Source organism: Pseudomonas quebecensis (genome assembly GCF_026410085.1).
In the GTDB taxonomy this organism is placed as follows: Bacteria; Pseudomonadota; Gammaproteobacteria; order Pseudomonadales; family Pseudomonadaceae; genus Aquipseudomonas; species Aquipseudomonas quebecensis.
The window spans coordinates 1,894,543-1,918,974 of sequence record NZ_CP112866.1; the positions used below are offsets into that span (position 1 = coordinate 1,894,543).

Here is a 24,432-nt window from a genome sequence, read left to right on the forward strand (position 1 = left end):
GGGGCGGTGCTAGACTACCGCCCCGTTTTACCGGCAGATCCGACCCCATGGGCCCCTTCGATTGGCATCCCCACGCTCCTCTTGAACCGTTAGTGCTCGATTGGCTGAACGGCGTCGAACTGGCCGTCCTGCGCCTGGACCGCATCGATCCGCTGATCAGCGGCAACAAGTGGTTCAAACTCACCGAGCATTTGACGCAGGCGCAACAGGCCGGTGCCAGTGGGATCATCAGCCTGGGCGGAGCTTACTCCAATCATCTGCACGCACTGGCGGCGGCAGGCCAGCGCTTTGGTTTCGCCACGGTCGGCCTGATGCGCGGCCATCCCCAGGACACACCCACCGTCCTCGACCTCAAAGCGTTTGGTATGCAGCTGCACTGGCTGGGCTACGGTGGCTATCGTGCGCGCCACGCGGCGGATTTCTGGTTGCCGTGGCGCGAGCAATACCCGCATTTGTATCCCGTGCCCGAAGGCGGCGGCGGGGTGGCCGGGGCGTTGGGTTGCGCCGTGCTGGTTGAACAGGCTCGTGGCCAATTGAGCAATGTGGGCTGGGCCGATTACGACGGCTGGTGGTTGGCGGCGGGCACCGGTACCACCCTGGCCGGGCTGGCGTTGGCGGAAGCCGGCGCGCACCCGGTATATGGGGCGATGGCGGTGCCGGACGATCACGGCGTGGCGCAGAATGTGCGGGCGATCGCAGCGCAAGGCGTCGAACTGCTGGATGCCAGCCGTGGTGGTTTCGACAAGGTCGACGGGGCATTGCTCGACTTCATTCGGACCACCGAGCAGGCCACCGGATTGCCGCTTGAGCCGCTTTACACTGGCAAGGCGCTGTCAGCGCTGAAGCAGCAGATCGAAGCCGGGCGCTTTGTGCCCGGCACGCGTCTGATTTTTGTGCACACCGGCGGCTTGCAGGGCCGCCGTGGTATCAAAGGCTAGCGCGTTTGCCCGGTATCATCCGCAGCGCGGTGTTATCGCGGATCACATAGTGATGAACGATCCCCGCCACTGCATGCAGCCCGATCAGCCAGTAGCCGACCTTACCGAACAGCACATGCCAGCCTTCGATCTGCTTGGCCAAGGCCTTGTTTTCTGCGATCAGCGGCGGCAGCTCGATGCCGTAAAACATCACCGAATGTCCCTCTGCACTGACAATCAGCCACCCGGCAATCGGCATGCCGATCATCAACGCATACAGCGCGAAGTGCATCAGGGTGGCCAGCAGGCGTTGCCATTGCGGCGGGGCGGGGACGATTTTCGGGGCCACCCCCAGGCTGCGTGCGAACAGGCGCAGCCACACCAGCACAAACACGGTCAGGCCGAACATGAAGTGCATTTCCACGATCAGCGTGCGAGCGCCGCTGCCTTTGGGGAACTGCCCACGCAGTTCAATGCAGGCGTACACCACCGCCAGCAGCACCACCATCAGCCAGTGCAAGGCAATTGACATGGTGCTGTAGCGTGTATCGGAATTTTTCCACGGCATCGCTGGGTTCCTCGTTCATCAGGGCATGCCTTCGTTCTTTTGTGACGAAGTATTTCTACTGTATGCCTGTTTCAAACGAGTTGCCCGGTGCGATGGCGGTTTTTTTGATCTTAATCAGTAGCTTTGCGGCATTTCACCGCGGGCCAGGCGCTGGTTGATGTCGGCGATCACCGTTGGCAGGTCATTGAGCGTGTCGATCAGATAGTGGGGACGCGCGCCTGCGAAGAGTGCCTCAATGCGCTGGCGTTCGCGGGCGAGGGTGTCCGGGGCCAGTGCTTGGAACTGTGCGTAGGTCAACCCCAGCGCATTGCCCGAGCAGGTCAGCGCCACGGTCCACATCCCGGCGCGACGCCCTTCGAGGATGCCCGGTACGGTGTCGTCGACTTTCACGCACGCCGCCACATCGTTAATGCCCAGGGCGATGACGTTAGCCAGGGCCTGGGCCGGCCATGGGCGGCCGTTGGGCACTTCGTCGGTGGCAACCACATGGTCGGCGACATAGCCGTTGCGCGCGGCCAGGGCGACCACCTTGTCCATCACCTGCTTGGGGTAGCCGGAGCAGGAGCCGATCTTGATCCCCTGGGCGCGCAGTGTGGCGATGGTGTCGAGCGCGCCGGGGATCAACGCCGAATGCTCGGCGATCTTCTCGATCTGCAAGGGCATGAAGCGCTGGTAAATGGCGGTCACGTCGTCATCGGTGGGCGTGCGTGCGAACGTCTGGCGGTAACGCTCGGCCACCTGCGGCTGATTGCACAGGGTGCGGATGTGGTCCCACTTGCCCATGCCCATCGGGCCGCGGGCTTCTTCAATGGAGACCTGCACGCCGAATTCGGCGAAGGCCTCGACAAAAATTTGGGTTGGCGCGAAGGAGCCGAAGTCGACCACGGTGCCGGCCCAATCGAGGATCGCGGCCTGGAGAGTGGTGGGGTTTTGATAGTTCATACGGGTACTCCAGACGCAGAGAGAAGCGGGATGTGCATGGCGCGCAATACCTGGGCGACGGCCGCTACGGCGGCGCGCATGTCGGCTGCGTCGACGTGGCCGATGCAGCCGACACGAAAGGTTTCCACCTGGGTCAATTTGCCGGGGTACAGGATGAAACCCTTGGCCTTGACCCGCTCGTAGAAGTCCTTGAACTGGTAGCGTGAGTGCTGCGGGGCGTGAAAGGTGACGATGATCGGGGCCTGGATCGCCGCCGGCAGGAAGCTGCGCAGGCCGAGTTCGGCCATGCCCTCAAGCAACGCCTGACAATTGCGCGCATAGCGCTGATGACGGGCAGGCAGGCCGCCTTCTTCACGGTATTGCAGCAGCGCCTCGTGCAGCGCGGCGACCACATGGGTGGGTGGGGTGAAGCGCCATTGACCGGTTTTGGCCCGGTAGCTGTGCTGGTCGAACAGGTCCAGCGCCAGGGAGTGGCAGTTGCCTTGGGCGGCGGCCAGCGACTGCTTGTCGGCAAAGACGAAACCCATGCCCGGCACGCCTTCCAGGCATTTGCCCGACGCGGCGATCAGCGCATCGAAAGGCACGTCGCGGGCATCGATCGGCAGCGCACCGAAGGAACTCATGGCGTCGACGATCAAGCGCTTGCCATGGCGCTTTACGACATGCGCGATGGCCGACAGCGGGTTGAGAATGCCGGTGCTGGTTTCGCAATGGATCAGCGCGACGTGGGTGATGGACGGGTCGGCATGCAGCAGGCGGTCTACATCGGCGGCGGTGGTGGGTTGGTCCTCGGCGGTTTCAAAGGTGCTGGACGCACGGCCGAGCACGTCGCAGATCTTCGCCAGGCGTTTGCCGTAGGCACCGTTGATCAGCACCAGAACCTTGCCATCGCGTGGCACCAGGGTGCCGATTGCGGCCTCGACAGCGAAGGTGCCGCTGCCTTGCAGAGGGACGCAGTGGTGGCTGTCGGCGCCGTGGATGATGGCCAGCAACTGTTCGCAGACATCGGTGGTGAGCTGGTTGAAACGGTCATCCCAGGAACCCCAGTCCACCAGCATGGCCTGGCGGGTGCGGGCAGACGTGGTCAGGGGGCCTGGGGTCAATAGCATCGGCGCGGTAGGGAGCATCTCGGGTTCTCGAAAGCGTTGGGTTGAATCTACGGCGCTTACGTTGCGGTTTAGCGTGATATCAATCAAATTGTTTGTTGTTATGCGAGCTATCAGCGAGGCCGATAAGCATGAACCTGTTCCAATTGCGTGCATTCGATGCCGTGGCCCGCGAGGGCAGCTTTACCCGGGCGGCGGCGCGGCTGTTTATCAGCCAGCCGGCGGTGACCGGGCATATCAAAGCCTTGGAGGAGCACTACCAGATCCCGCTGTTACGTCGAACGGCGCGGCGGGTTGAGTTGACCGAGGAGGGCGCGCGGCTGGCGGCGATCACCCGCGCTATCTTCGGCCTGGTGGATGAGGCGCAGGCGCTGCTGGAAGCCAATCGCCAATTACTCAGCGGGCGCCTGGAAGTCGCGGCGGACGGCCCGCATCTGGTCATGCCGATGATCGCCAGTCTGCGCGAGCGGTATCCTGGCATCACTGTCAATCTGCGCCTGGGCAATGCCCAGGAGACCCTCGCCGCGCTGTTGGCCGAGCATGCCGATGTGGCGGTGCTGACCGAGGTTGAACCCCGCCATGGTGTGCACTTACAGCTCTTGGGCGAATCGCACATCTGCGCCTTGGTACCGGCCGGCCACCCTTGGGCGGGATTGTCCGAAGGCATTGGCCTGGAGCAACTGAACGAGGTGATTATGGTGCTGCGCGAGCCCGGTTCGATCACCCGTCGTACGTTTGATGCTGCCTGCCAAGCCGCCGATGTGCATCCCAAGGTGCTGCTGGAGCTCGATAGCCGTGAAGCGGTGACCGAAGCCGTCGCCGCGCAATTGGGCGTCGGGGTGGTGTCGTCACTGGAGACCAGCCCGGACCCGCGGGTGCGGGCGGTGCCGATCCGCGGCGTCGGGTTATTGAACCGGCACAGCCTCGGCTGCATGGAGCGACGCCGTTCGCTGCGGCTGATCCAGGCGTTTTTCGAGCTGGCGCCGTGACGGTTTTTTGGTGGAACGATGCGTCCCTGCGCTATAAACTCTGCCCCCAAAGCGCCGGCCAGTAGACGTTTCGGCGCGATGGACGAGAAGAGAGCGAGTCATGGGCGCACAGTGGAAAGTCAAACATAAAGAAGCGGCAGCCAATGCCAAGGGCAAGATCTTCGGCAAACTGGTGAAGGAAATCACCATCGCCGCGCGCAATGGTGCCGATACCGCGACCAACGCCCACCTGCGTCTGGTGGTGGAACAGGCGAAAAAGGCCTCGATGCCCAAGGAAACCCTGGACCGCGCCATCAAGAAAGGCGCCGGTCTGCTCGGCGAAACCGTGCAGTACCACCGCGTGACCTACGAAGGGTTCGCGCCGCATCAGGTGCCGCTGATCGTCGAATGCGTGACCGATAACATCAACCGCACCGTGGCGGAAATCCGCGTGGCATTTCGCAAGGGCCAACTCGGCGCTTCCGGTTCCGTGGCCTGGGACTTCAACCACGTCGGTCTGATCGAGGCCTCGCCGGACAGCCCGGACGCCGACCCTGAAATGGCCGCCATCGAAGCCGGCGCGCAGGATTTCGAAGACGGCGAAGAAGAGGGCACCACCCTGTTCATCACCGAAACCACCGACCTCGACGCGGTGCAGAAAGCCCTGCCGGAGCAAGGCTTCACCGTGCTGTCGGCCAAGCTGGGCTATATCTCGAAGAACCCGGTAAGCGGTCTGACCGATGAGCAGATGGCCGAAGTCGAAGCCTTCCTTGAAGGCCTGGACAACCATGACGACGTGCAGGACATGTTCGTCGGCCTGGCGGGCTGATAAACGGCTGAGCAAGGTGGAGGGGGGCGAGCCCCCTCTGGCATTGCCTTAATTAATCACAGCTGCAGAGGGAGTGAAGCTGCTCCTCGATCTCTTCAAAACCTGGCCGCGCCAGTACGTCCGGCTGGCAGCAGCGCGCTTGCAAAGCCACCAGTGCCGCCTCCACGGGTTGCCCCTCGATCCGCTCCAGCAATTCCCCCAACAGCACGCCGAAGGCCCGCACTTCGATGCGCTGCAATGCCCGGGTTTCCACGGTGTCCGCCACGGCATGGAATGACGCTGCGCCAAAATCCCCCAGCAAACAATCGCCCGCCGCGTTCCACAGAATATTGTGGGCGTACAGGTCGCCATGGGTGATGCCGTGACGGTGCAAATGCGCCGCCACCGAAGCGATGCCACGGGCTATGCGCAGTGCGACATCGACGCTGAAACGGGTGTCGGGCGCATAGATGTCGCGAGTGCAGGACGCCAGGCTGGGCAGGGCCGCCAGGTTGCGGTAGCTCGGCTCGATCAGGTCCATCACCAATGCAGCCTGGTCATCGGGGTGGCCGACCACGCGACCTTGTACGTTGATCAGGTTGGGGTGCAGGCCGGCGGCGATGCATGCCTGCATCTCGTGCAGCGGCGAACCGTCGCTGGTGATCGTGCCTTTGTAGAGCTTGACCGCCACCGGCAGGGCCTGGGGTGTCCACACGGCTTTGTGGATCACACCGGATGCACCTTCGCCGAGGACGTCGGCCAGTGCCAGTTCGCCCCAGGCAATATCCGCTGTGGCGTCATCGTCCGTGACGGCCACCGCCATTTCCACCGGGTTACCGGCATAGGCCAGCCAAGTCAGGCTTGGCAGTGACAGCAGCCAGTCCGGGAGATGACTGAGGCGATTGGAGGCGATGCGGATCAGCTCCAGGTTGTGGCACTGAGCCAGGCTGCGCGGCAGTTGTTCCAGTTGATTGCCGGCCAGCATCAGCTTTTGCAGCAAAGGCCGCTCGCCCAACTCGTCGGGCAGCTGGCGGATGCTGTTGTCGGTGAGGATCAGCCAGCGCAACAGCGGCGGCAGCGCGGCGGCGGGCACCTGGCTGATACGGTTGGCCTTGAAACCGATCATGCTCAGCTTTGCGCATTGGCCCAGGCAGGTCGGCAGTTCGGTAAAGGCGTTGTCCGAGCAGAACAACACGCGCAGGTGCGACAGACGGTGCAGGTCATCCGGCAAACGGCTCAGGGCGTTACCGCTGAGGTTGAGGATTTCCAGGGTGTCGGCCAGTTCGAAGATTTCCCGAGGGAACTCGGTGAGCCCGCAGGACAAGTCCAGGCGCGTGATACCGGCCAGTTGGCCGGCCTTGAGTTGGGCGAGGGTATGCATGAACGGCGCGGTCACTCGGCTAGGGGACGTAAAGGGCGCTCATGATACCGGGTCGGGCAGGGGTTGCGGGTCGGTCTGTTGCAATTGACTCAGGCGGCTGGCGGTGCGCGCCAGATCGATAGCCTGGCCTGCGAGGCAGTCGGCCAACGGCTCGTTGCCGATCAGGATCAGGTGCTTGTCGCGGTCGTAGAGCACGTCCACCAGGTTGATAAAACGCTGCTGCACGGCAATCGGGCACTGCGCCAGGCGGGGCAGTCCGTCGATGATCCAGTGATCGAAAGCTTCGCACAGCAAGAGGTAGTCCATCACCGCCGTCAGTTCCTCGCAGAGATCGGCGAAGGTGAAGGCAATTGTGCGCGCCTGGTGGTGGCGACACAGCAGTTGCCGGTTACCCACCTGCAGGTGCTGCGCCGGGCCTTGGGTCACCGGCAGGTCGAGGGCGGCACGTTGCGCCGCCGTGCCTGGCCACACGTAGCGGCCGGCAGTAAAGCGTTGTGTGGCGTGGGCCTGGGGCAGGCTGCGAAAGTCCTGGGGCGAGCTGACCTCGAGCACGTCCATGCGCGCGGCGATCAGGTCGATCACCGGCTTGAAGCGCTGGTGGTACAGCGGATTGGGCAATAATCCTTCGGGTGGGTAGTTGGAGGTAACCAGCACCAGCATGCCGCGCTGGAACAGGGCCTTGAACAACCGGCTGATCAGCATGGCGTCGCCGATGTCGTGGACGTGAAACTCGTCGAAGCACAACACCCGGCAGTCTGCCAACAGATTATCCAGCGTCGCGCCCAGCGCATCGTGCTGTTCGCGGTGCTGGAACATGCCCTGGTGCAGGCGTGCAAAAAAATCGTGGAAATGCACTCGCTGCTTTTCAGCCAACGGCAAGGCCTGGAAAAAGCCGTCCAGCAGCCAGCTTTTACCGCGCCCCACCGGCCCGTGCAGGTACAGGCTGCGAGTGGCGTGGCCGGCGAGCAGGTGTGCGGTTTCGCGGGCCATGGCGGCAATCGCGCGGGTTTGCCCGGCGCTGAGGGTGTAGCCCTGTTGCTGGGCTTTTTGCGCAAAGAATTGCGCGATGCAAGCGTCGTTGCGTGGCGAGCGATGTTTACCAAGCAGGCGACGGATCAAAGTCGGCACGGCCAATACGGGTCACTCTGTGGGGCGAAGGTCGCTTACTTTAGGACGCGCGCGCCACTTTGACCAATAGCGAAGGCGCGAATCGGCCATCTCGAAAACGCATGGCGCGCGTGCGGCTAGAAGGTCTGCAGCGGCGCCACCGGGTGATCCGCCGGGCTGACCACCGCGTAGTTATAGCCGCCCCCGGACCAGTATTGCGCCTGCAGGCCATCGGCGGTGCGGCTGCCCCGGGGCAGGAAGCCATTGCCCGGCCCCGGCGGGCGGATGTAGAAACTGATGCGCCTGCCTTGCGCGTCCTGGTACAGCACCATGGCGGCAGCGCCTTGGTCGGTGGTGAGCAGGCGCCCGCTGACCGGCTGGAAACCTGACTGGCTCAAGTCCGGCAGGCGATGGGCCTGGTGGAAGTAGCGGTCGAGCCAGGCTTGCATGGTGCCGCTGTCCTGAGCGCTGTAGTCGGCGGGCAGGATGCCGTCCTGAGCGAACAGGCGAAACGCTTGCATGGCATCGGCCATGGGTTGCAGGGGCGGTTGCGTGGCCTCGCGGGCATGCCAGCCGCCCAGGCCGCCGAGGCTGACCGCTATCAACAACAGCGCCGCCGTAGCCAGGTGGCGGCGTGACTGACGCTTGATGCGCTGGCGGATCAGCGCCGGGTCCAACTGCGGGTTGGCCGGCTGTTGCAGCGCACCGCCCAGGGCCGCACGCAATGTGTGCGCGTCCTGTTGCCAGGCCTGCACTTGGGCCGCCACCTCCGGGTGCGCCGCCAGCCACGTCTCCAGGACCTGCCGGTCACTGTGCGAGAGCTGATGATCGATATAGGCATGCAGGTCGTGTTCGTTGGGGGGCAGGCTGATCATTTGAGTATCCGCAGGGAAGGGCTGGCAATTTCGCCATCACTGAGTTGACGCAGGGCCTGGCGCGCCCGTGACAACCGCGACATCACGGTGCCGAGGGGCACGTCGAGAATCTCGGCGACTTCTTTGTAGCTCAAGCCTTCGACGGACACCCACAGCAGCAGCGCGCGTTGCTCGGTATTCAATTGATCGAAGGCTTGCAGGGTCGACTGAGCGATCACGGTGCGTTCGACCGAAGGCTGCACGTCATCGCGCCCGGTGATGAAGTCGAGCATGCGCGCATAGCGTCGAGTACGGCGGTGGGCGTCCAGGAACTGGCGATAGAGGATCGAGAACAGCCACGCGCGCAGGTCGCCTTCCGGGCGCTTGTGGGCCCAGCGGGTGATCGCACGCTCCAGCGTAGCCTGGACCAGGTCGTCTGCGCTGCTGGTATTACGCGTGAGGGAGACGGCGAAGCGCCGTAGCCGGGGAAGGAGTTCACGTAACGGTTCGTCGAGTTCGTGCATGGGAATCTGTCTGGCCACTACGCTGGGACATGAGAGACGTCGGGGATCGGAGATTATTCCCGGCGGTGAAAAATAAACTCGGGGCCCGGGAATAGACCACCGCAGCGTTCGTCTCAATGCTCCGACCTTCTGGTTTATTGTCTTGGAGTTGTGTCATGGTAGATCACTCACCACCCCCCCGTCCTGCCTTGAGCACTGCGAGCCTGTTGGCCCGCCTGACTGCAATCGGCATTGTGGTTGCCGGTGTGGCCGCGGCGTTTGCCTACGTCAACGGCAGCCTGGACCCACAGCGACTGCGGCCTAAAACCCTGGTCAATGCCCTGGAAACCAATAACGGCGTGCACCCAGGCTTTCGACGCAACCACGCCAAGGGCGTGTGCGTAGCCGGGTACTTCGAGAGCAGCCCCGAGGCTCGTGCCTACTCCCGTGCACAAGTGTTCAACGAGGCGAAAACCCCGGTGGTCGGCCGCTTCGCCTTGCCCAGCGGTAACCCCTACGCCCCGGACAGCAGCGTACCGATCCGCAGCTTTGCCGTGCAGTTCAGCCAGGCCAACGGCCAGCAATGGCGTACCGGCATGAACAGCATGCCGGTGTTCCCGGTGGGCACCCCCGAGGCGTTTTACCAATTGCTCAAGGCTGGCGCCCCGGATCCGGCCACCGGTAAGCCGAACCCGGCGAGCATGCCCGCGTTCTTCGCCGCCCATCCGGAGGCCGCGCCGTTCCTGGCGTGGGTCAAGACCGCCAAACCGTCGGCCAGCTACGCGACTGAGACCTACAACGGCATCAACGCTTTTTACCTGGTGAGCGCCGATGGCGAGCGCCACGCCGTACGCTGGACGGTGGTGCCTCAGAGCCAGGATGCGACGGGCGCTGCGCCAGCCGACGGCGCGGACTTTCTCGAGAAGGACCTGGTACAGCGTCTGGCCGCCGGACCGTTGCGCTGGCAGTTGAACATGACCCTGGCCAATCCTGGCGACCCACTGGACGATGCGAGCAAACCCTGGACCGGCGACCATAAGGTGCTGAACGCCGGTGCCCTGGTGCTGGACAGCAGCCAACCGCAAGCCGACGGTGATTGCCGGGACATCAACTTCGATCCGCTGATCCTGCCCAGCGGCATCGACGCCTCCCATGATCCTCTGCTGGCCGCCCGTTCGGCCGCATACGCCAGTTCGTACCTGCGCCGCGCCGGCGAGGTCAGCCCCTTGCACAGTGCTCCACAGGAGTCGAAACCATGAACGCCTCTCCCCAGTTCTTCGCTCCCCTGGCCCGTCTGCTGCATTGGCTGATGGCGTTGTTGGTTATCGCCATGCTGTTTATCGGCGCAGGCCTGGCGGCCTCGGTGTCGCAGCGGCATGCCTGGTTGATCGACCTGCACAAACCGCTGGGCATCGCGATCCTGGCACTCGTTGTCGTCAGGCTGGTGGTGCGCTTTTCTACGCAACAGCCGCCGTTGCCCAGCGATTTACCGTTGTGGCAAGTGCTGGCGGCGAAGGCGTCGCACCTGATGTTGTATGGCTTGATGCTGGTGCTGCCGCTGCTGGGCTGGGCGATGATTTCGGCGGCGGGCGACCCGGTGATGCTCAGCAGTTCGGTGCGGTTGCCGGCGCTGGTGGGGGCGGATGCGCCGTTGTTCGCCATACTGCGCAAGGCCCATGGCTACCTGGCATACCTGCTGTTCCTGACGGTGTTGGTGCACCTGGCCGCGGCGTTGTTTCACGGGCTGATTCGCCGGGACGGCGTGCTGCAAAGCATGACCGGCACCAGGCACTGAAGCCGGGGTTCGCCGCGTCAGCGCAATAGGCCGACGATATCGGCGATGCTGCTCAACACATCCTTGCCCAGTTGCATCGAGCGTTTGCCGGACCAACCGGTATGCGGGTTGGGCGCGTCGTCGTTGTCCTTGAATGGCATTTCCAGGGTCAGCGACAGGCAATCGTATTGCTGGCCGACCGCGTTGCAGGCCAATGTCATGTTGGCCTCGCCCGGCAGGTCGCGGGTGTAGCCGTGGGTCGTCTGGAAGTCACGGGTCAACCCGCTCAGGTGGGTGCGAAAGTGCTTTTCCAGCGCTTCAAGGCGCGCCGTATAGCCGGGGTTGCCTTCGCAGGCGGCGGCGAACACGTAGGGGATTTCTTCATCACCGTGAATATCCAGGAACAGGTCTACGCCATATTTCGCCATTTGCTGTTGCACGAACAGCACTTCCGGGCTGGTCTCCTGGCTGGCGCTCTGCCACGCGCGGTTGAGGTCCTGGCCCAGGGCGTTGGTGCGCAGGTGACCATGGAAGGCACCATCCGGGTTCATGTTGGGCACCAGGTAAAGATCGGCCACGGCCAGCAGCTTTTTCATTTCGGCATCGCCATCCTGCTGCAGGCGTTCGATGACGCCTTCCATGAACCACTCGGCCATGTGTTCGCCAGGATGCTGCTGAGCAATGATCCATACGTTGCGCCGACCTGAGCCACCCTTGCCGCGGCGCAGCAATTGAATATCACGGCCCTCGGCACTTTTGCCGGTCGCCAGCAACTGCGTGTGGGGGTGTTCCAGCGCGTGCTCGATCAGCCAGGCGTGGCGCTCGCGTGAGTAGGGTTCAAAGTAGGCGAACCAGGCGTGTTTTTCGCGAGTTTCCAGGCTGATGTGCAGGATTTCCCCGTCAAAGCGTGTCGGTACGCGAAACCAGTTGACGTGGTCATAGGACGCGACGGCTTGGTAACCGCTCCACGCATGGGGGTAGGACGAGCGCCCCGCGTTGCTCAGGCGATAGGTGTGGGTATGGCCCACGTGCATGCCTTCGGCCTTGAAGTGGAACCACTGGAAATGCTGGCTGCGGGTATCGGGCTTGATGGCCAGGAGCAACTGGTAGGCGTCGCTGGCATCCAGCACCTGGATATTGCCGCTGTCGAAGTCGGTACTGATCTTGATGGAGGTCAAGGCCACGGTCATAGTCTGATTGCCTGAGTATGATTGTTGTGGCGGCTATATTACACAGGAGTCCGGCAAAGCCAGGCTGCAAAATTGTTGCGGGGCGGGGGCGTCATCCATGACGCTGCGGCAGCTTAGAGTCTATGAGATTGATTCTCAAGCGCTATTTCCCAAAGATCGAGTGCTCGGCCTGCGAGCGGCTTTCTTTCAGCGATAGTCTTTTGCTACCATGCGTGCCATTACGCAACACACAGTCTTCATTAGCCTGAAGCCATGCCAGTAACACTGGCAAAAAAAAGACCCGGCCAAAGAGCCGGGTCAAAAACCGTGATTAGCCTGATGAGGAGATAGTCCAAGAGTCCGACCTAAGGTCTCTTGGTCTATCGACTGATCTCGCGATCAGCTAGGCCCAATAATAATCATTATCATTTGCAAGTCAAATGTTTTTATCTGCGCGATAGAAATATGCTGGCGTGGCGCCTTCAGATCTCCGCCTGTGCTTCCCGCGCCTGCATCGACCGCTCCACCATCGCCTTCGCCATATCGATTAAATACACCACTGAAAACGCCAGGTCGCGATGGTTGCCTTGATGGCTGCTGGCGGACTCATAGGCGGTGGCCGCTGCGCTGCGCAGCAGGTCCGACGCATGGACCAGGGCTTCCTCCTGGCTGATACCGGGCTTGATAGCGAACAAGGCCTCGTTCGCGACGGGCGCGGACATGTCTTCTTTCAAGTAAAAATCCAACGCGCGCTGGGCGGCACCGCTGTTGCACAGGTCGTGCAGATCAACGTTTTCGGGAGTTTCAGGCAGCAGGTAAGGGCTTGTCGTCATGAGGGGCAGTACTCTGGGTGGGGTGTCGAAAACCGTCTGCCTGATAATAGTACGTATCGTATTTATGTCGTTTTATGGATTACTACAAACTGTTTATTGCCATGAAAACGTCCTGCCGTATTGTCTGGCCCATGGATAAATGGATCGGGTTGGTCAAAGCCAACATGAAAGACCGCAAGGTCACCCAGGGTGAATTGGCTGAGCGCCTGGGCATGTCCCAGGGCGGTGTCGGCCATTGGCTCAACAAGCGTCGCGTGCCGAGCCTGGCGGATATGAACCGGGTGCTCGAGGCGTTGGGCCTGGGTGATCTGGAAGTGGTGCAGGAGGTGCGCGAACGGCAGGCCGAAACCGCCTCGCCGACGCCCCGGCCCGCGTATTACCGCTACCCGGTCAACGACTGGAACAGCCTGTGTGAAGTTCGCGAGGAACGCCCGGCCTACGGCGGTGCGCGCTATGAAGCCGCTGACTACCACGCCAGGGGCGACGCTTTCTGGTTACCGGTCATGGGCGACGCGATGACCGCACCCAGCGGCCTGAGCATTGGCGCAGGGATGATGATCCTGGTGGACCCGGCCATCAGCGCCCAACCCGGCAAATTGGTGGTCGCACAATGGCCCGATAGCCCCCACGCCACTTTCCGCCAATTGCTGGAGGAGAGCGGTCAGCTTTACCTGGTACCGCTCAACCCCACCTATCCGAAACAACTGTTCACCGAGGGGTGGCGTATCCTCGGCGTCGTGGTGCTGGCCATGGCAAGGTTCTAGCCGGCCGGTTCGAGGTCCACCAGCACGCATCCTTCGGCAACCATTTCGCCTTCCTGGCAGAAGAGCGCCTTGACTACCCCGGCCTGGGGCGCACGAATGCTGTGTTCCATCTTCATTGCTTCAAGCACCACCATCAGAGTGCCGGCCTCGACCGTCTGGCCGACGTCCACCAGCACCCGCACAATGCTGCCGTTCATGGGCGCGACGAGGCCACCCTGATGCGATTGGTTGGCCCCCACGGCGGCAATCGGATCGAACAGGCTGACCCCATGCATTTCGCCGTCCCAGCGTACAAACACCACGTCTGCGTGGCGCACCGCCAATTGGCTGCAACGCACGCCGTCGCGGTCGATGATCAACTGCTCACCGTGCAGTTGCGCGGGGTCCGGCGCCAGGGTCACCAGTCGATCCTGCCCGTTGCAGCTCAAGTGCAGTGACACCTCGGCGGGCAATCCCGCTCTAAAGCCACGGATGTCCGCCCACGGACCGTTGCCGGCGGGCAGGCTCTGCATGAATGCTTCACCCGCGACCTGCCAGAACGCGTCACTCAACGCACCGGCCTGCGGCAGCAGTTGTTCCTGATAGCGCGGGATAAACCCGGTATCGAGTTCCGCGGCGGCGAACGCCGGATGCGCGATAATGCGCCGCAGGAAACCCAGGTTGGTCTTCAGCCCGCCCACGGCGAATTCGTCGAGCATGCTCAGCAACCGCAGCCGCGCCTGCTCACGGTCTTCGCCCCAGGCGATCAGCTTGCCCAGCATCGGGTCGTAGAATGGCGAGACGCTGTCACCCTGGGCCACGCCGCTGTCCACGCGGCGCCCAGGGCCGGGGGCGGATTCGCGATAAAGCGTCAGGTGGCCGGTGGCGGGCATAAAATCATTGGCCGGGTCCTCGGCATACAGGCGCACTTCAATGGCATGGCCGATCAAGGGCACCTGCGCCTGGGTAATCGGCAACGCTTGACCCTGCGCCACACGCATCTGCCATGCCACCAGGTCCAGGCCGGTGATCGCCTCGGTGACCGGGTGTTCCACCTGCAGCCGCGTATTCATCTCCATAAAGAAGAACTCACCGCGCGCGTCAAGCAGGAACTCCACGGTGCCGGCGCCGACATAGCCGATTGCCTGGGCCGCCCGCACGGCGGCCTCACCCATCGCGCGGCGTTGTTCAGCACTCAAACCAGGGGCCGGGGCTTCTTCCACGACTTTCTGATGGCGGCGCTGGATCGAGCAATCGCGTTCATTCAGATACAGGCAGTGCCCATGCTGGTCGGCGAAAACCTGGATTTCCACATGGCGGGGCTTGAGCAGGTATTTCTCCACCAGCATCTGCCCGTTGCCAAATGACGACAACGCCTCGCGCTGGGCGGAAGCCAGGGCGTCGGCCAACTGGCTGACATCCTCGACCACCTTCATGCCCTTACCGCCGCCGCCGGCCGTGGCCTTGAGCAGCACCGGGTAACCGATGCGGGCGCAGGCGTCGCGGAAGGTCTCCAGGTCCTGGGCCTCGCCGTGGTAGCCCGGCACCAAGGGCACGCCAGCGGTTTCCATCAATTGCTTGGCCGCCGATTTGCTCCCCATGGCGTCGATGGCCGAGGCGGGCGGGCCGAGAAAGATCAACCCGGCGGCTTCGATGGCACGGGCGAAACCGGCATTTTCCGAGAGAAATCCATAGCCCGGATGAATGGCTTGGGCGCCGCTGGCGTGGGCGGCGGCGATCAGTTTGTCGATCTGCAGGTAGCTTTCGCTGGCCTTGCTGCCGCCCAGGTCGACGCACATATCCGCTTCGCGGCAGTGTCGCGCGTCACGGTCGATGGCGCTGTGCACCGCCACGGTGGTCAGGCCCATGGCCTTGGCGGTGCGCATCACGCGACAGGAGATCTCACCGCGGTTGGCGACCAATACGCGGGTCAATGTGCTCATGAACGCGGCTCCTGCGCCTGCCAGCTCGGTGGACGCTTCTGCAGAAAGGCGCGCAAGCCTTCCTGCCCCTCGGCGCTGACGCGGATGCGGGCGATGGCGTTTTCGCAGTAGCGGCGCAACGCCGGGGTGAGGGCGCCATTGCCGACTTCGCGCAACAGGTCCTTGCTGGCGCGCATCGCGGCCGGGCTGTTGTGCAGCAGATTGGCTATCCAATGTTCGACGTGAATGTCCAGCTCGTCCGCCGGGTAACTTTCCGCCAGCAGGCCGATTTCACGCGCGCGCTGGCCGCCAAAGCGCTCGGCGGTCAAGGCATAGCGCCGCGCCGCGCGTTCGCCGATGGCCTGCACCACGAAGGGGCTGATCACCGCCGGCGCCAGGCCGATGCGCACTTCCGACAGGCAGAACTGCGCATCGTCGGCGCCGATAGCCATGTCGCAACAACTGATCAGGCCCAGGGCGCCGCCGTAGGCTGCACCTTGCACCACCGCCAGGGTGGGGATTTTCAGCTTGGCCAAGTTGTACATCAGTTCCGCCAGTTCGCGGGCGTCGTCGAGATTGGTGTGGTAATCCAGCTCGGCCGATTGCTGCATCCAGGCCAGGTCGGCCCCGGCGCTGAAGTGCTTGCCGCGCCCGCGCAGCAGCAGAAATCGCAGGGAGGCGTCGCCCTGCACCTGGTCGAGGGCGATGATCAATTCGCGGATCATCTCGGCGTTAAATGCGTTGTTCTTGGCTTCACGACTGAGCCACAGCGTGGCAAAGCCACGGCGGTCGGTGATCAGTTCGAGGGTATTGAAATCGCTCATGGGTGCAGCTCCATTTACATGCGGAACACGCCGAAGCGGCTCGGCTCGATGGGGGCGTTCAGGGCCGCGGACAGGGCCAGGGCCAGTACGTCGCGGGTCTGCAACGGGTCGATGACGCCGTCATCCCACAGGCGTGCGCTGGAATAGTAGGGGTGCCCCTGGGTTTCGTACTGGTCGAGGATCGGCTGCTTGATCGCCGCTTCTTCCTCGGCGCTGAACCCGGCGCCCGCGCGTTCGGCCTGCTCGCGCTTGACCTGCACCAGCACCCCGGCTGCCTGTTCGGCGCCCATCACGCCGATGCGTGCATTCGGCCACATCCACAAAAAGCGCGGGTCATAGGCGCGGCCGCACATCCCGTAGTTACCGGCGCCAAAGCTGCCGCCGATGATCACGGTGAATTTCGGCACCTTGGCGCACGCCACTGCCGTAACCAGTTTGGCGCCGTGCTTGGCAATGCCGCCGGCCTCATATTTCTGGCCGACCATAAAACCGGTGATGTTCTGCAGAAACAGCAGCGGAATCCCACGCTGACAAGCCAGTTCGATAAAGTGCGCGCCTTTTTGCGCGGCTTCGGCAAACAGAATGCCGTTGTTGGCCAGGATCGCAATCGGGTAGCCGTGCAGGTGGGCGAAACCGCACACCAGCGTGGTGCCGAACAGCGCCTTGAACTCATCGAACACCGAGCCGTCGACCAGGCGCGCAATCACTTCACGCACATCGAACGGCTGCTTGGCGTCGGCCGGAATCACGCCGTATAGCTCCTCGGCGCTGTACAACGGCGCCACCGGTGTGCGTTGCAGCAACTGGCCCTGTTTGCGCCAATTCAGGTTGACCACGCTGCGTCGCGCCAAGGCCAGGGCGTGTTCATCGCTGTCGGCATAGTGGTCGGCCACGCCGGAGATCCTGCAGTGCACATCAGCGCCGCCGAGGTCTTCGGCACTGACCACTTCCCCGGTGGCGGCCTTTACCAACGGCGGGCCGGCCAGAAAGATCGTGGCCTGTTGGCGCACCATGATGGCTTCGTCGGCCATGGCCGGTACATAGGCGCCACCGGCGGTGCATGAGCCCATTACCACGGCGATTTGCGGGATGCCTTGGGCGCTCATATTGGCCTGGTTGAAAAAGATCCGCCCAAAGTGCTCGCGGTCGGGAAATACCTCGTCCTGACGCGGCAGGTTGGCGCCGCCGGAGTCCACCAGGTAGATGCACGGCAGGCGATTCTGCTCGGCGATGGTCTGGGCGCGCAGGTGTTTTTTCACGGTCAGCGGGTAGTAGGAGCCGCCTTTGACCGTGGCGTCGTTGGCCACGATCATGCACTCCACGCCTTCCACGCGCCCGATTCCGGCGATCACCCCGGCGGCGGGCACGTCTTCGCCGTAAACCTGATAGGCGGCGAGTTGGCTGAGTTCAAGAAACGGCGAGCCGGGGTCGAGCAGGCGATTGATGCGTTCACGCGGTAACAGTTTGCCCCGTGAGGTATGCCGCTCCTGAGCCTTGGCGCCGCCGCCTTGCTGGACCTGAGCAAGCAGGGAATGCAGGGCGTCGACCTGTTGGCGCATCGCCGCGCTGTTGCTGGCGAACTCCGCCGAGCGCGGGTTGAGCTGGGTGTGCAAGGTGGCCATGGCGCGTGCCCTCAGCGAGTTTCGTTGAACAGTTCGCGACCGATCAGCATCCGCCGGATCTCACTGGTGCCGGCGCCGATTTCGTACAGCTTGGCGTCGCGCAACAGGCGACCGGCGGGGAATTCGTTGATGTAGCCGTTGCCGCCGAGAATCTGGATCGCGTCCAGGGCCATTTGCGTGGCGCGTTCGGCGCTGTAGAGAATCACCCCGGCGGCGTCCTTGCGCGTGGTCTCGCCGCGTTCGCAGGCCTGGGCCACGGCATACAGGTAGGCGCGGCTGGCGTTGAGCTGGGTGTACATGTCGGCGACCTTGCCCTGGATCAGCTGGAATTCGCCGATGCTCTGGCCGAACTGCTTGCGGTCGTGGATGTACGGCACGATCAGGTCCATGCACGCCTGCATGATCCCGGTGGGGCCGCCGGAAAGCACCACGCGTTCATAGTCCAGGCCGCTCATCAGCACTTTCACGCCGCCGTTGAGCACGCCGAGGATGTTGTCTTCGGGCACTTCGACGTCATCGAAAAACAGCTCGCAGGTGTTGGAGCCGCGCATGCCCAATTTGTCGAACTTGTTACTGCGGCTGAAACCCTTCCAATCGCGCTCGACAATGAACGCGGTGATGCCGTGAGGGCCTTTTTCCAGGTCGGTCTTGGCGTAGATCACGTAGGTGCTGGCGTCGGGGCCGTTGGTGATCCAGGTCTTGCTGCCGTTGAGCACGTAATGGTCGCCGCGTCTGTCGGCGCGCAGCTTCATCGAGACCACGTCGGAGCCGGCGTTCGGCTCGCTCATGGCCAGGGCGCCGACGTGTTCGCCGCTGATCAACCGCGGCAGGTATTTGAGCTTCTGCTCATGGTTGCCGTTGCGGTTGATCTGGTTCACGCAGAGATTGGAGTGGGCGCCGTAGGACAACGCCACCGACGCCGAGCCACGGCTGATTTCTTCCATGGCCACCACATGCGCCAGGTAACCCAGGCCGGCGCCGCCGTACTCTTCCGGCACGGTGATGCCCAGCAGGCCCATGTCTCCGAATTTGCGCCACAGGTCGGCGGGGAACAGGTTGTCGCTGTCGATTTGCGCTGCGCGGGGTGCGATCTCCTTGGCCACGAAGGACTGCACCTGGTCGCGCAGCATGTCAATGGTTTCGCCGAGGGCGAAGTTCAGGGACGGGTAACTCATGGACAGGCACCTTAAATGTGAGCGTTGTTGTTGTGGGTCGGGCGCCAGGAGGAGGGCGCTCACCTTTACGTTAACGTAAGCTTGCGTTACGGCGCTGTCAATCGTAGTTTACGTTTACGTCAACCTACAAAAAAGATAACAGGGGTCGTTATGGATCAACCACTTCAGAGCTACAGCCGTGGCTCCCAGGACAAGACCTTACTGGCCATGACCATCGGCCAGGCCTTCGATCAGACAGTAGCGCGCTACCCTGATGGTGAAGCGCTGGTGGTGCGCCATCAGTTGCGGCGTTATACCTGGCGACAACTGGCCGACACCGTGGACCTGCATGCGCGGGCTTTCCTCGCCCTTGGCCTGCAGACCGGCGACCGCCTGGGCATCTGGGCGCCGAACTGCGCCGAATGGCTGATCAGCCAGATCGCCAGCGCCAAGCTCGGGGTGATCCTGGTCAATATCAACCCGGCATACCGCAGCAGTGAGTTGGACTACGTACTCAAGCAGTCCGGTTGCCAATGGCTGGTGTGCGCCGGTGCATTCAAGGGTTCCGATTATCACGCGATGCTCCAGGAATTGAAGCCCGACCTGCGCGGCATCATCAGCCTCGACCCCAACCCGCCGGCAGGCTTTACGCCCTGGTCGACACTGGCCGACCTCGGCACAGGCGTGCCGCCCGAACATCTGCACCAGCGCCAGGCCACCCTGCATTTCGATCAAGCCGTCAATATCCAGTACACCTCCGGCACGACCGGTTTTCCCAAAGGCGCCACTCTCAGTCATCACAACATTCTCAACAACGGCTATATGGTCGGTGAAAGCCTCGGCCTGACCGCCCGGGATCGGCTGGTGATCCCGGTGCCGCTTTATCATTGTTTCGGCATGGTGATGGGCAACCTAGGCTGTATCACCCATGGCACGGCCATGATTTACCCGAACGACGCTTTCGACCCCCTGCTGACCCTCACCGCCGTCGCCGAAGAACGCGCCACCGGCCTGTACGGCGTGCCCACCATGTTTATTGCGATGCTCGATCACCCACGGCGAGGCGAGTTCGAGCTGTCCAGCCTGCGCACCGGCATCATGGCCGGGGCCACGTGCCCCATCGAGGTGATGCGCCGGGTTATCGCCGAATTGCACATGGGCGAAGTGCAGATCGCTTACGGCATGACCGAAACCAGCCCGGTGTCTTTGCAGACCGGGCCGAATGACGACCTTGAGCGCCGTGTTACCACCGTCGGCCGCACCCAGCCGCAACTGGAAAACAAGATCGTCGACGCCGACGGCAACACCGTGGCGCGCGGTGAAATCGGCGAACTGTGTACCCGCGGCTACAGCGTGATGCTCGGCTACTGGAACAACCCCGAAGGCACCCGCGAGGCCATCGACGAGGCCGGCTGGATGCACACCGGCGACCTGGCGACCATGGACGAGCAGGGCTACGTGTGCATCGCCGGGCGCAACAAGGACATGATCATTCGCGGTGGCGAGAACGTGTACCCGCGCGAGCTGGAGGAGTTTTTCTTCACCCACCCGGCGGTGGCCGACGTGCAGGTAGTCGGCATTCCCGATGCGCATTACGGTGAAGAAATTGTTGCCTGGGTCAAGCTTCACCCAGGCCATGTGGCCGACGCGCTGACGTTGCAAGCCTGGTGCAAAGGCCGCATCGCGCACTTCAAAACACCCCGGCATTTCAAGTTTGTCGATGAGTTTCCGATGACGGTCACCGGCAAGATCCAGAAGTTTCGCATGCGCGAGATCAGCATCGACGAGCTGCGCCAGTCCTGAGGTGCGTCGGCTCGCCCCCGATCACGTCGTGACAGGGGCCGAGCCGGCGTGGCGCTTCATCAGATCAAGGTGAGCGAGCCGGTTCTCCCTGAGGATGCGCCGGGTGGTGATCCGTTCCGGGTAGCAGCGCATGAACATCCGAGTGAAGTGTTCGCCGTAGTGAATGAATGACCCCCGCGTCTGGCCCCGCACCGGCCGGGCGATCGCTTCGAAGTTGGGTTCATGGAAATACGCCAGGGCGAAGCGTTCGCGGGTGTTGAGCTTGACCTTGTGTGGGGTCGACAACAGATAGCCGTCGGTCATGAACTGCAGGAGATCGCCTGGAAACACCGTGAAGACCCTGGGCATGGGCTGGACAAACGTCCAAGGGTCTTGGTCTTCGAACCTGCCTGCCGAGCTTTCTTTTTCCAGCCAGTTCCTGTTGCGTTTTTCCCCGGCGACCGGCGGGCGGATATAAAGCCCGCCCACGTCATCCTGCGCGGCAATCACCAGCAACCCATAGTCGGTATGCGCGCCGATACCTCGGGCAGTCGAAGACGAGCCCGCAGGGAAACGCAGCACGCGCAGGTGATGCCAGCCATCGCGGGTCAGGTCAGTGAACGTATGGCGATCTTCAAGCTCCAGGCCCAGGGCGACCAGTGTCAGCAACCGCTCGCCAATGTCACCCAGCGCATCCATAAAGGTGTGCATGCGCAGGCGGTAGTTTTTGTTCGGCCAGGGCACGGGCCCATGGCAAGGCCAGCCGTTCTTCACCCGGACGTCGTCCAAGGGCAGATCCTTGCAGACGGTGAATATTTCCGAGTAATCCGCCTGGCCCGCCGTGACCTCTTCGCCGGACGCGATGTAGCCGCTGTACGTCAGGTCGCTGATTCGACGGGCCTTGTTCCTGGGCTGCAGTCTGAAAAAACCCTGGCTGGCCGTCATGGCCTGCAGCATGGCGCGATTTTGTGCGGGGGTGGCGGCCACTTGGAAAATACCGTCACGACGCCAGACCTCGATCATTGCCTTGCCCAGGGCGATGTCCTCAGGGGTAGCGCTGATGGATTCAGGCAGGTGGAACGTGTGTAGCGTAGTCATCGGCAGCTCCTTTTACTCCATTAAAAGGACGTGCATTCAGACGCTGGACGGCAGAACTGCTCTCAACGGAACCTTTCAGCCCGCAGGACGGGTTGAATCATGTACGTCGTTTCCCGATAGGGAAGAGAAGGTTATACAACAGGGTTCCGAGCGGTGAAAAGAGACGAAAACCCGCCCATTTGCCGCAATCGGACGAGTGGAAAGGTGTGCAAGCAGGAGACGCAGGGCATCGGTGAGATGACCCTGGAGGCGCTGGGTCGCGGCTGACACATTGCGCCATACCCAGGGTGATATTCGCGTGCCGCCTGTGTATCCAGGCCGCGGCCTAGGGTAGCGAACCTATTTCGCTAACCAGGGCTACCCACGTGACAGCTACCGCTTCAGGCCAGAACGAACAAGAGGTTCACCTTCATACCGTCAGAGACAACACGCCTGACTGGTACACCGAGTCGCTGGCGGACCACAAAACACAACTGGCTCTCCAGCCGTTGAATATTCCGGGTTGGTTCAAACGCGCGCCGGATCAAGCCAGGGAGGCGCTCAAGGCGATTCACAGCCGTAGCCGGCGCTCGTTGAATCAGTTGGATCAACTGCTGATCGGGTTGAACAGTGCCGCTGACTTTGCGCAACCCTTGCTGGTCGAGGCGATCGAAAAGACCTTCGGCCTTCGATTGGATGTCAGGCGGGTTTTTTATGCACGCAAGATGGAACAAAAGGAATGTGAGCGCCTGCCCGGCGAGGTTTCCCGCAGCGCCGAGTCGACACTGGCGTCGCAGTTCTACTTTTATCAAGGGGTGAGCCTGCTGGAAGCGGCGTTGAGCAACTTCAGCGACGATGAAACCAAGGTTCCCGTCTGCCGGGACTGTCACCTGATTACTCACTACAACTTTCATCGGCGTTCATCGCAGGCATTGCCCAATCCCGGCGACGTTAAGTCCCTGCCTGTGGGAATCAAGGCCCATGAGTTTGCCCGCTTGTGCAGGAAACTGGACCTGGGCGCGCAGTACTACGAGCATGTCCGTGCCACGCTCAATGCCCAGATCACCTCGACAATCCCCGGTGCAGCCTCCGGCAAGCTTTACAGCGCGATGATCACCGCGCATCGCAACCAATTGGAGCTGGCCGCGTAGATCGCGTTGATGAAACAGGACATCCAGCCTGATGGACATGCCTTGATAAAGGACATCCTGATCAACCAGAGCGGCCGGCAGCTGGACGGCGAGAATATCCGGTTTTCCAGGTTTTCGTTATGCGACTGCATACTGGAAAATATCCTGGTCATCGGGCCCGTAGCGGTGGCCGCCCATTTAAGGAATGCGTCGATTCTGCCTCGCCGATGCTTGGTCTACATCCCGGGTGATCCGCACTCCGTACTGAAGGCGTACCCCAGCCTCGACTGGTTTGCCGATGACCTGACCACACGGTTGTGCAGCGCCGAATACCGGGCGTTCTTCAGCCAGTTCGTGCCACTTTCCGCGCACGATGAGTTTTTTACCCAGCTCAAGACATTGCTTGATCCTACGGGCGTGTTCACCCATTCCCAGGATTTCGACCCTGCTGCCAAGAGCAGAATTCAGAGTCCTGCCGACTACGGTTACGGTCCGTCATTCAGGGATGTCTGGATGGACAGCGCGTTACAGAAGATCCGCGTGATCATGGCCAACTGCAGCGTCGCCGCTGTTTCGACTCAAGACCTGGACAACCGTGTCTACAGCGCCAGGCTCTCATTATGGGGGAACAGGCTGCTGGACATTCTGAACCTGGCCGGGATGGTGGTGCCGGTTCTTGGCGAAGTCATGCTGGTGGTGGGCGCCTTGCAACTGTCCTATGAACTGTTCGAAGGCATCGAGGCGTGGTCCGACGGGCACGTACAAGAAGCCTGGGGGCATTTCTCCACCGTCTTGCTGGGTGTGGCGGGGCTGGCGATCCCCAAGGCCCTTCTGGTCGCGAAGGAGTCGGCGTTCGTCAAACGCCTGGTGCGCGTCGAATTGGCGGGCGCCAAGGTTCGTCTGCTCGATTCCGGGCTGGGCTCTTTCAAGCACTCGATCACCCTGCCTGCCGAGCTCAAGCCCGATGCCAGGGGGTTGTACGCTCATGAAGGCGAAAGCTATCTGCCCGTGGACGGCGGGCATTACAAAATCGCCGATCCCGATAGCGATGCACGGCTTATCCATCCAGACAACGTTTCGCGCTATTCACCGCGCATTCGGCATAACGGTGGCGGCGCCTGGGTACATGAGTTCGAACAGCCCCTTACCTGGGATCGCAAAACGTTGTTACGCCGTATCGGGCACAGTGTCGATGCCCTGAGCGATACCGACTTGGAGCATCTGAGGGTCATGAGCGGGGTCACGGAT

General features: G+C 62.5%; 21 protein-coding genes and 1 pseudogene. 8 read left to right on the forward strand and 14 right to left on the reverse strand.

Annotated elements, in window-relative coordinates; genetic code table 11:
• Window positions 1-47 precede the first annotated feature (47 nt).
• Complete coding sequence (locus OSC50_RS08960) at window positions 48-938, forward strand: 1-aminocyclopropane-1-carboxylate deaminase/D-cysteine desulfhydrase (protein ID WP_266247652.1); 891 nt, start codon at window positions 48-50, stop codon at window positions 936-938.
• Here the strand turns inward: OSC50_RS08960 and OSC50_RS08965 are convergent.
• The 3 genes from OSC50_RS08965 to OSC50_RS08975 form a co-directional block, all read right to left on the reverse strand.
• The gene (locus OSC50_RS08965; RefSeq protein WP_181080973.1) at window positions 928-1,485 is read right to left on the reverse strand and encodes a cytochrome b; all 558 of its coding nucleotides are present in this window, start codon (window positions 1,483-1,485) and stop codon (window positions 928-930) included. The two genes, OSC50_RS08960 and OSC50_RS08965, sit on opposite strands and share 11 nt — an antisense overlap.
• A 114-nt stretch (window positions 1,486-1,599) precedes the next feature.
• A complete protein-coding gene (phnX, locus tag OSC50_RS08970) occupies window positions 1,600-2,427 on the reverse strand; it encodes a phosphonoacetaldehyde hydrolase (protein WP_253508337.1) in 828 nt (275 codons plus the stop codon).
• Window positions 2,424-3,554: a 2-aminoethylphosphonate--pyruvate transaminase gene (locus OSC50_RS08975; protein ID WP_266247655.1), complete on the reverse strand. Its 1,131-nt coding sequence runs from the start codon at window positions 3,552-3,554 to the stop codon at window positions 2,424-2,426. Before OSC50_RS08975 ends, phnX begins: the two co-directional genes overlap by 4 nt.
• 110 nt (window positions 3,555-3,664) lie before the next feature.
• Here OSC50_RS08975 and OSC50_RS08980 point away from each other — a divergent pair, with 110 nt between their 5' ends.
• Together OSC50_RS08980 and OSC50_RS08985 are read left to right on the forward strand one after the other, a co-directional pair.
• A complete protein-coding gene (locus tag OSC50_RS08980; protein ID WP_266247658.1) occupies window positions 3,665-4,522 on the forward strand; it encodes a LysR substrate-binding domain-containing protein in 858 nt (285 codons plus the stop codon).
• A gap of 100 nt (window positions 4,523-4,622) precedes the next feature.
• Window positions 4,623-5,330: a YebC/PmpR family DNA-binding transcriptional regulator gene (locus tag OSC50_RS08985; RefSeq protein ID WP_034098834.1), complete on the forward strand. Its 708-nt coding sequence runs from the start codon at window positions 4,623-4,625 to the stop codon at window positions 5,328-5,330.
• 52 nt (window positions 5,331-5,382) lie between these two features.
• Here the strand turns inward: OSC50_RS08985 and OSC50_RS08990 are convergent, their stop codons facing one another.
• The 4 genes from OSC50_RS08990 to OSC50_RS09005 all read right to left on the reverse strand — a co-directional run bounded on the left by OSC50_RS08990 (window position 5,383) and on the right by OSC50_RS09005 (window position 9,175).
• Window positions 5,383-6,690 carry a protein kinase gene (locus OSC50_RS08990; RefSeq protein ID WP_266247662.1) on the reverse strand — a complete coding sequence of 436 codons (1,308 nt, stop codon included), beginning with the start codon at window positions 6,688-6,690 and terminating at the stop codon, window positions 5,383-5,385.
• A gap of 39 nt (window positions 6,691-6,729) precedes the next feature.
• A complete protein-coding gene (gene zapE, locus OSC50_RS08995; protein WP_266247665.1) occupies window positions 6,730-7,824 on the reverse strand; it encodes a cell division protein ZapE in 1,095 nt (364 codons plus the stop codon).
• A 110-nt stretch (window positions 7,825-7,934) separates the two neighbouring features.
• Window positions 7,935-8,672: an anti-sigma factor family protein gene (locus OSC50_RS09000; protein ID WP_266247667.1), complete on the reverse strand. Its 738-nt coding sequence runs from the start codon at window positions 8,670-8,672 to the stop codon at window positions 7,935-7,937.
• Entirely contained in the window at window positions 8,669-9,175 is a 507-nt protein-coding gene (locus OSC50_RS09005) for an RNA polymerase sigma factor (RefSeq protein WP_266247670.1), read from the reverse strand. Before OSC50_RS09005 ends, OSC50_RS09000 begins: the two co-directional genes overlap by 4 nt.
• Window positions 9,176-9,330: 155 nt before the next feature.
• Between OSC50_RS09005 and OSC50_RS09010 the strand changes: the two genes are divergently transcribed.
• Window positions 9,331-10,413, forward strand: a complete 1,083-nt coding sequence (locus OSC50_RS09010; protein WP_266247672.1) for a catalase family peroxidase — start codon at window positions 9,331-9,333, stop codon at window positions 10,411-10,413.
• Entirely contained in the window at window positions 10,410-10,949 is a 540-nt protein-coding gene (locus tag OSC50_RS09015) for a cytochrome b (protein WP_253508325.1), read from the forward strand. The genes OSC50_RS09010 and OSC50_RS09015 overlap by 4 nt, the downstream gene beginning before the upstream one ends.
• A gap of 17 nt (window positions 10,950-10,966) precedes the next feature.
• Here OSC50_RS09015 and OSC50_RS09020 read toward each other — a convergent pair whose 3' ends face one another.
• Window positions 10,967-12,118, reverse strand: coding sequence for a M14 family metallopeptidase (locus OSC50_RS09020; RefSeq protein ID WP_181080963.1), 1,152 nt, complete (start codon window positions 12,116-12,118; stop codon window positions 10,967-10,969).
• A 461-nt stretch (window positions 12,119-12,579) separates the two neighbouring features.
• Complete coding sequence (locus OSC50_RS09025) at window positions 12,580-12,930, reverse strand: DUF6124 family protein (protein WP_181080962.1); 351 nt, start codon at window positions 12,928-12,930, stop codon at window positions 12,580-12,582.
• A gap of 131 nt (window positions 12,931-13,061) precedes the next feature.
• Here OSC50_RS09025 and OSC50_RS09030 point away from each other — a divergent pair, with 131 nt between their 5' ends.
• Window positions 13,062-13,694 (forward strand): LexA family protein, encoded by a 633-nt coding sequence (locus OSC50_RS09030; protein ID WP_181080961.1) that lies wholly within the window; start codon window positions 13,062-13,064, stop codon window positions 13,692-13,694.
• On the opposite strand, the gene OSC50_RS09035 is transcribed toward OSC50_RS09030, so the two are convergent.
• From OSC50_RS09035 to OSC50_RS09050, 4 genes are read right to left on the reverse strand one after another with little or no spacing between them, the layout of a single operon-like run.
• On the reverse strand, window positions 13,691-15,616 hold the full coding sequence (locus OSC50_RS09035; protein WP_266247676.1) for an acetyl/propionyl/methylcrotonyl-CoA carboxylase subunit alpha: 1,926 nt from the start codon (window positions 15,614-15,616) through the stop codon (window positions 13,691-13,693). The two genes, OSC50_RS09030 and OSC50_RS09035, sit on opposite strands and share 4 nt — an antisense overlap.
• Window positions 15,613-16,419, reverse strand: coding sequence for a gamma-carboxygeranoyl-CoA hydratase (locus OSC50_RS09040; RefSeq protein WP_253508321.1), 807 nt, complete (start codon window positions 16,417-16,419; stop codon window positions 15,613-15,615). The genes OSC50_RS09035 and OSC50_RS09040 overlap by 4 nt, the downstream gene beginning before the upstream one ends.
• Before the next feature lie 14 nt (window positions 16,420-16,433).
• Complete coding sequence (locus OSC50_RS09045; protein ID WP_266247678.1) at window positions 16,434-18,041, reverse strand: carboxyl transferase domain-containing protein; 1,608 nt, start codon at window positions 18,039-18,041, stop codon at window positions 16,434-16,436.
• A gap of 11 nt (window positions 18,042-18,052) precedes the next feature.
• Window positions 18,053-19,216: an isovaleryl-CoA dehydrogenase gene (locus tag OSC50_RS09050; RefSeq protein ID WP_181080957.1), complete on the reverse strand. Its 1,164-nt coding sequence runs from the start codon at window positions 19,214-19,216 to the stop codon at window positions 18,053-18,055.
• A gap of 150 nt (window positions 19,217-19,366) precedes the next feature.
• Here OSC50_RS09050 and OSC50_RS09055 point away from each other — a divergent pair, with 150 nt between their 5' ends.
• Entirely contained in the window at window positions 19,367-20,998 is a 1,632-nt protein-coding gene (locus OSC50_RS09055) for an AMP-binding protein (protein ID WP_266247679.1), read from the forward strand.
• 21 nt (window positions 20,999-21,019) lie between these two features.
• Here the strand turns inward: OSC50_RS09055 and OSC50_RS09060 are convergent, their stop codons facing one another.
• A complete protein-coding gene (locus OSC50_RS09060; protein ID WP_266247681.1) occupies window positions 21,020-22,075 on the reverse strand; it encodes a 2OG-Fe(II) oxygenase family protein in 1,056 nt (351 codons plus the stop codon).
• A gap of 365 nt (window positions 22,076-22,440) precedes the next feature.
• On the opposite strand from OSC50_RS09060, the pseudogene OSC50_RS09065 reads away from it, so the two are divergent.
• Window positions 22,441-23,535: pseudogene (locus OSC50_RS09065) on the forward strand (dermonecrotic toxin domain-containing protein); the annotation flags it as partial.
• Window positions 23,536-24,432: the final 897 nt, after the last annotated feature.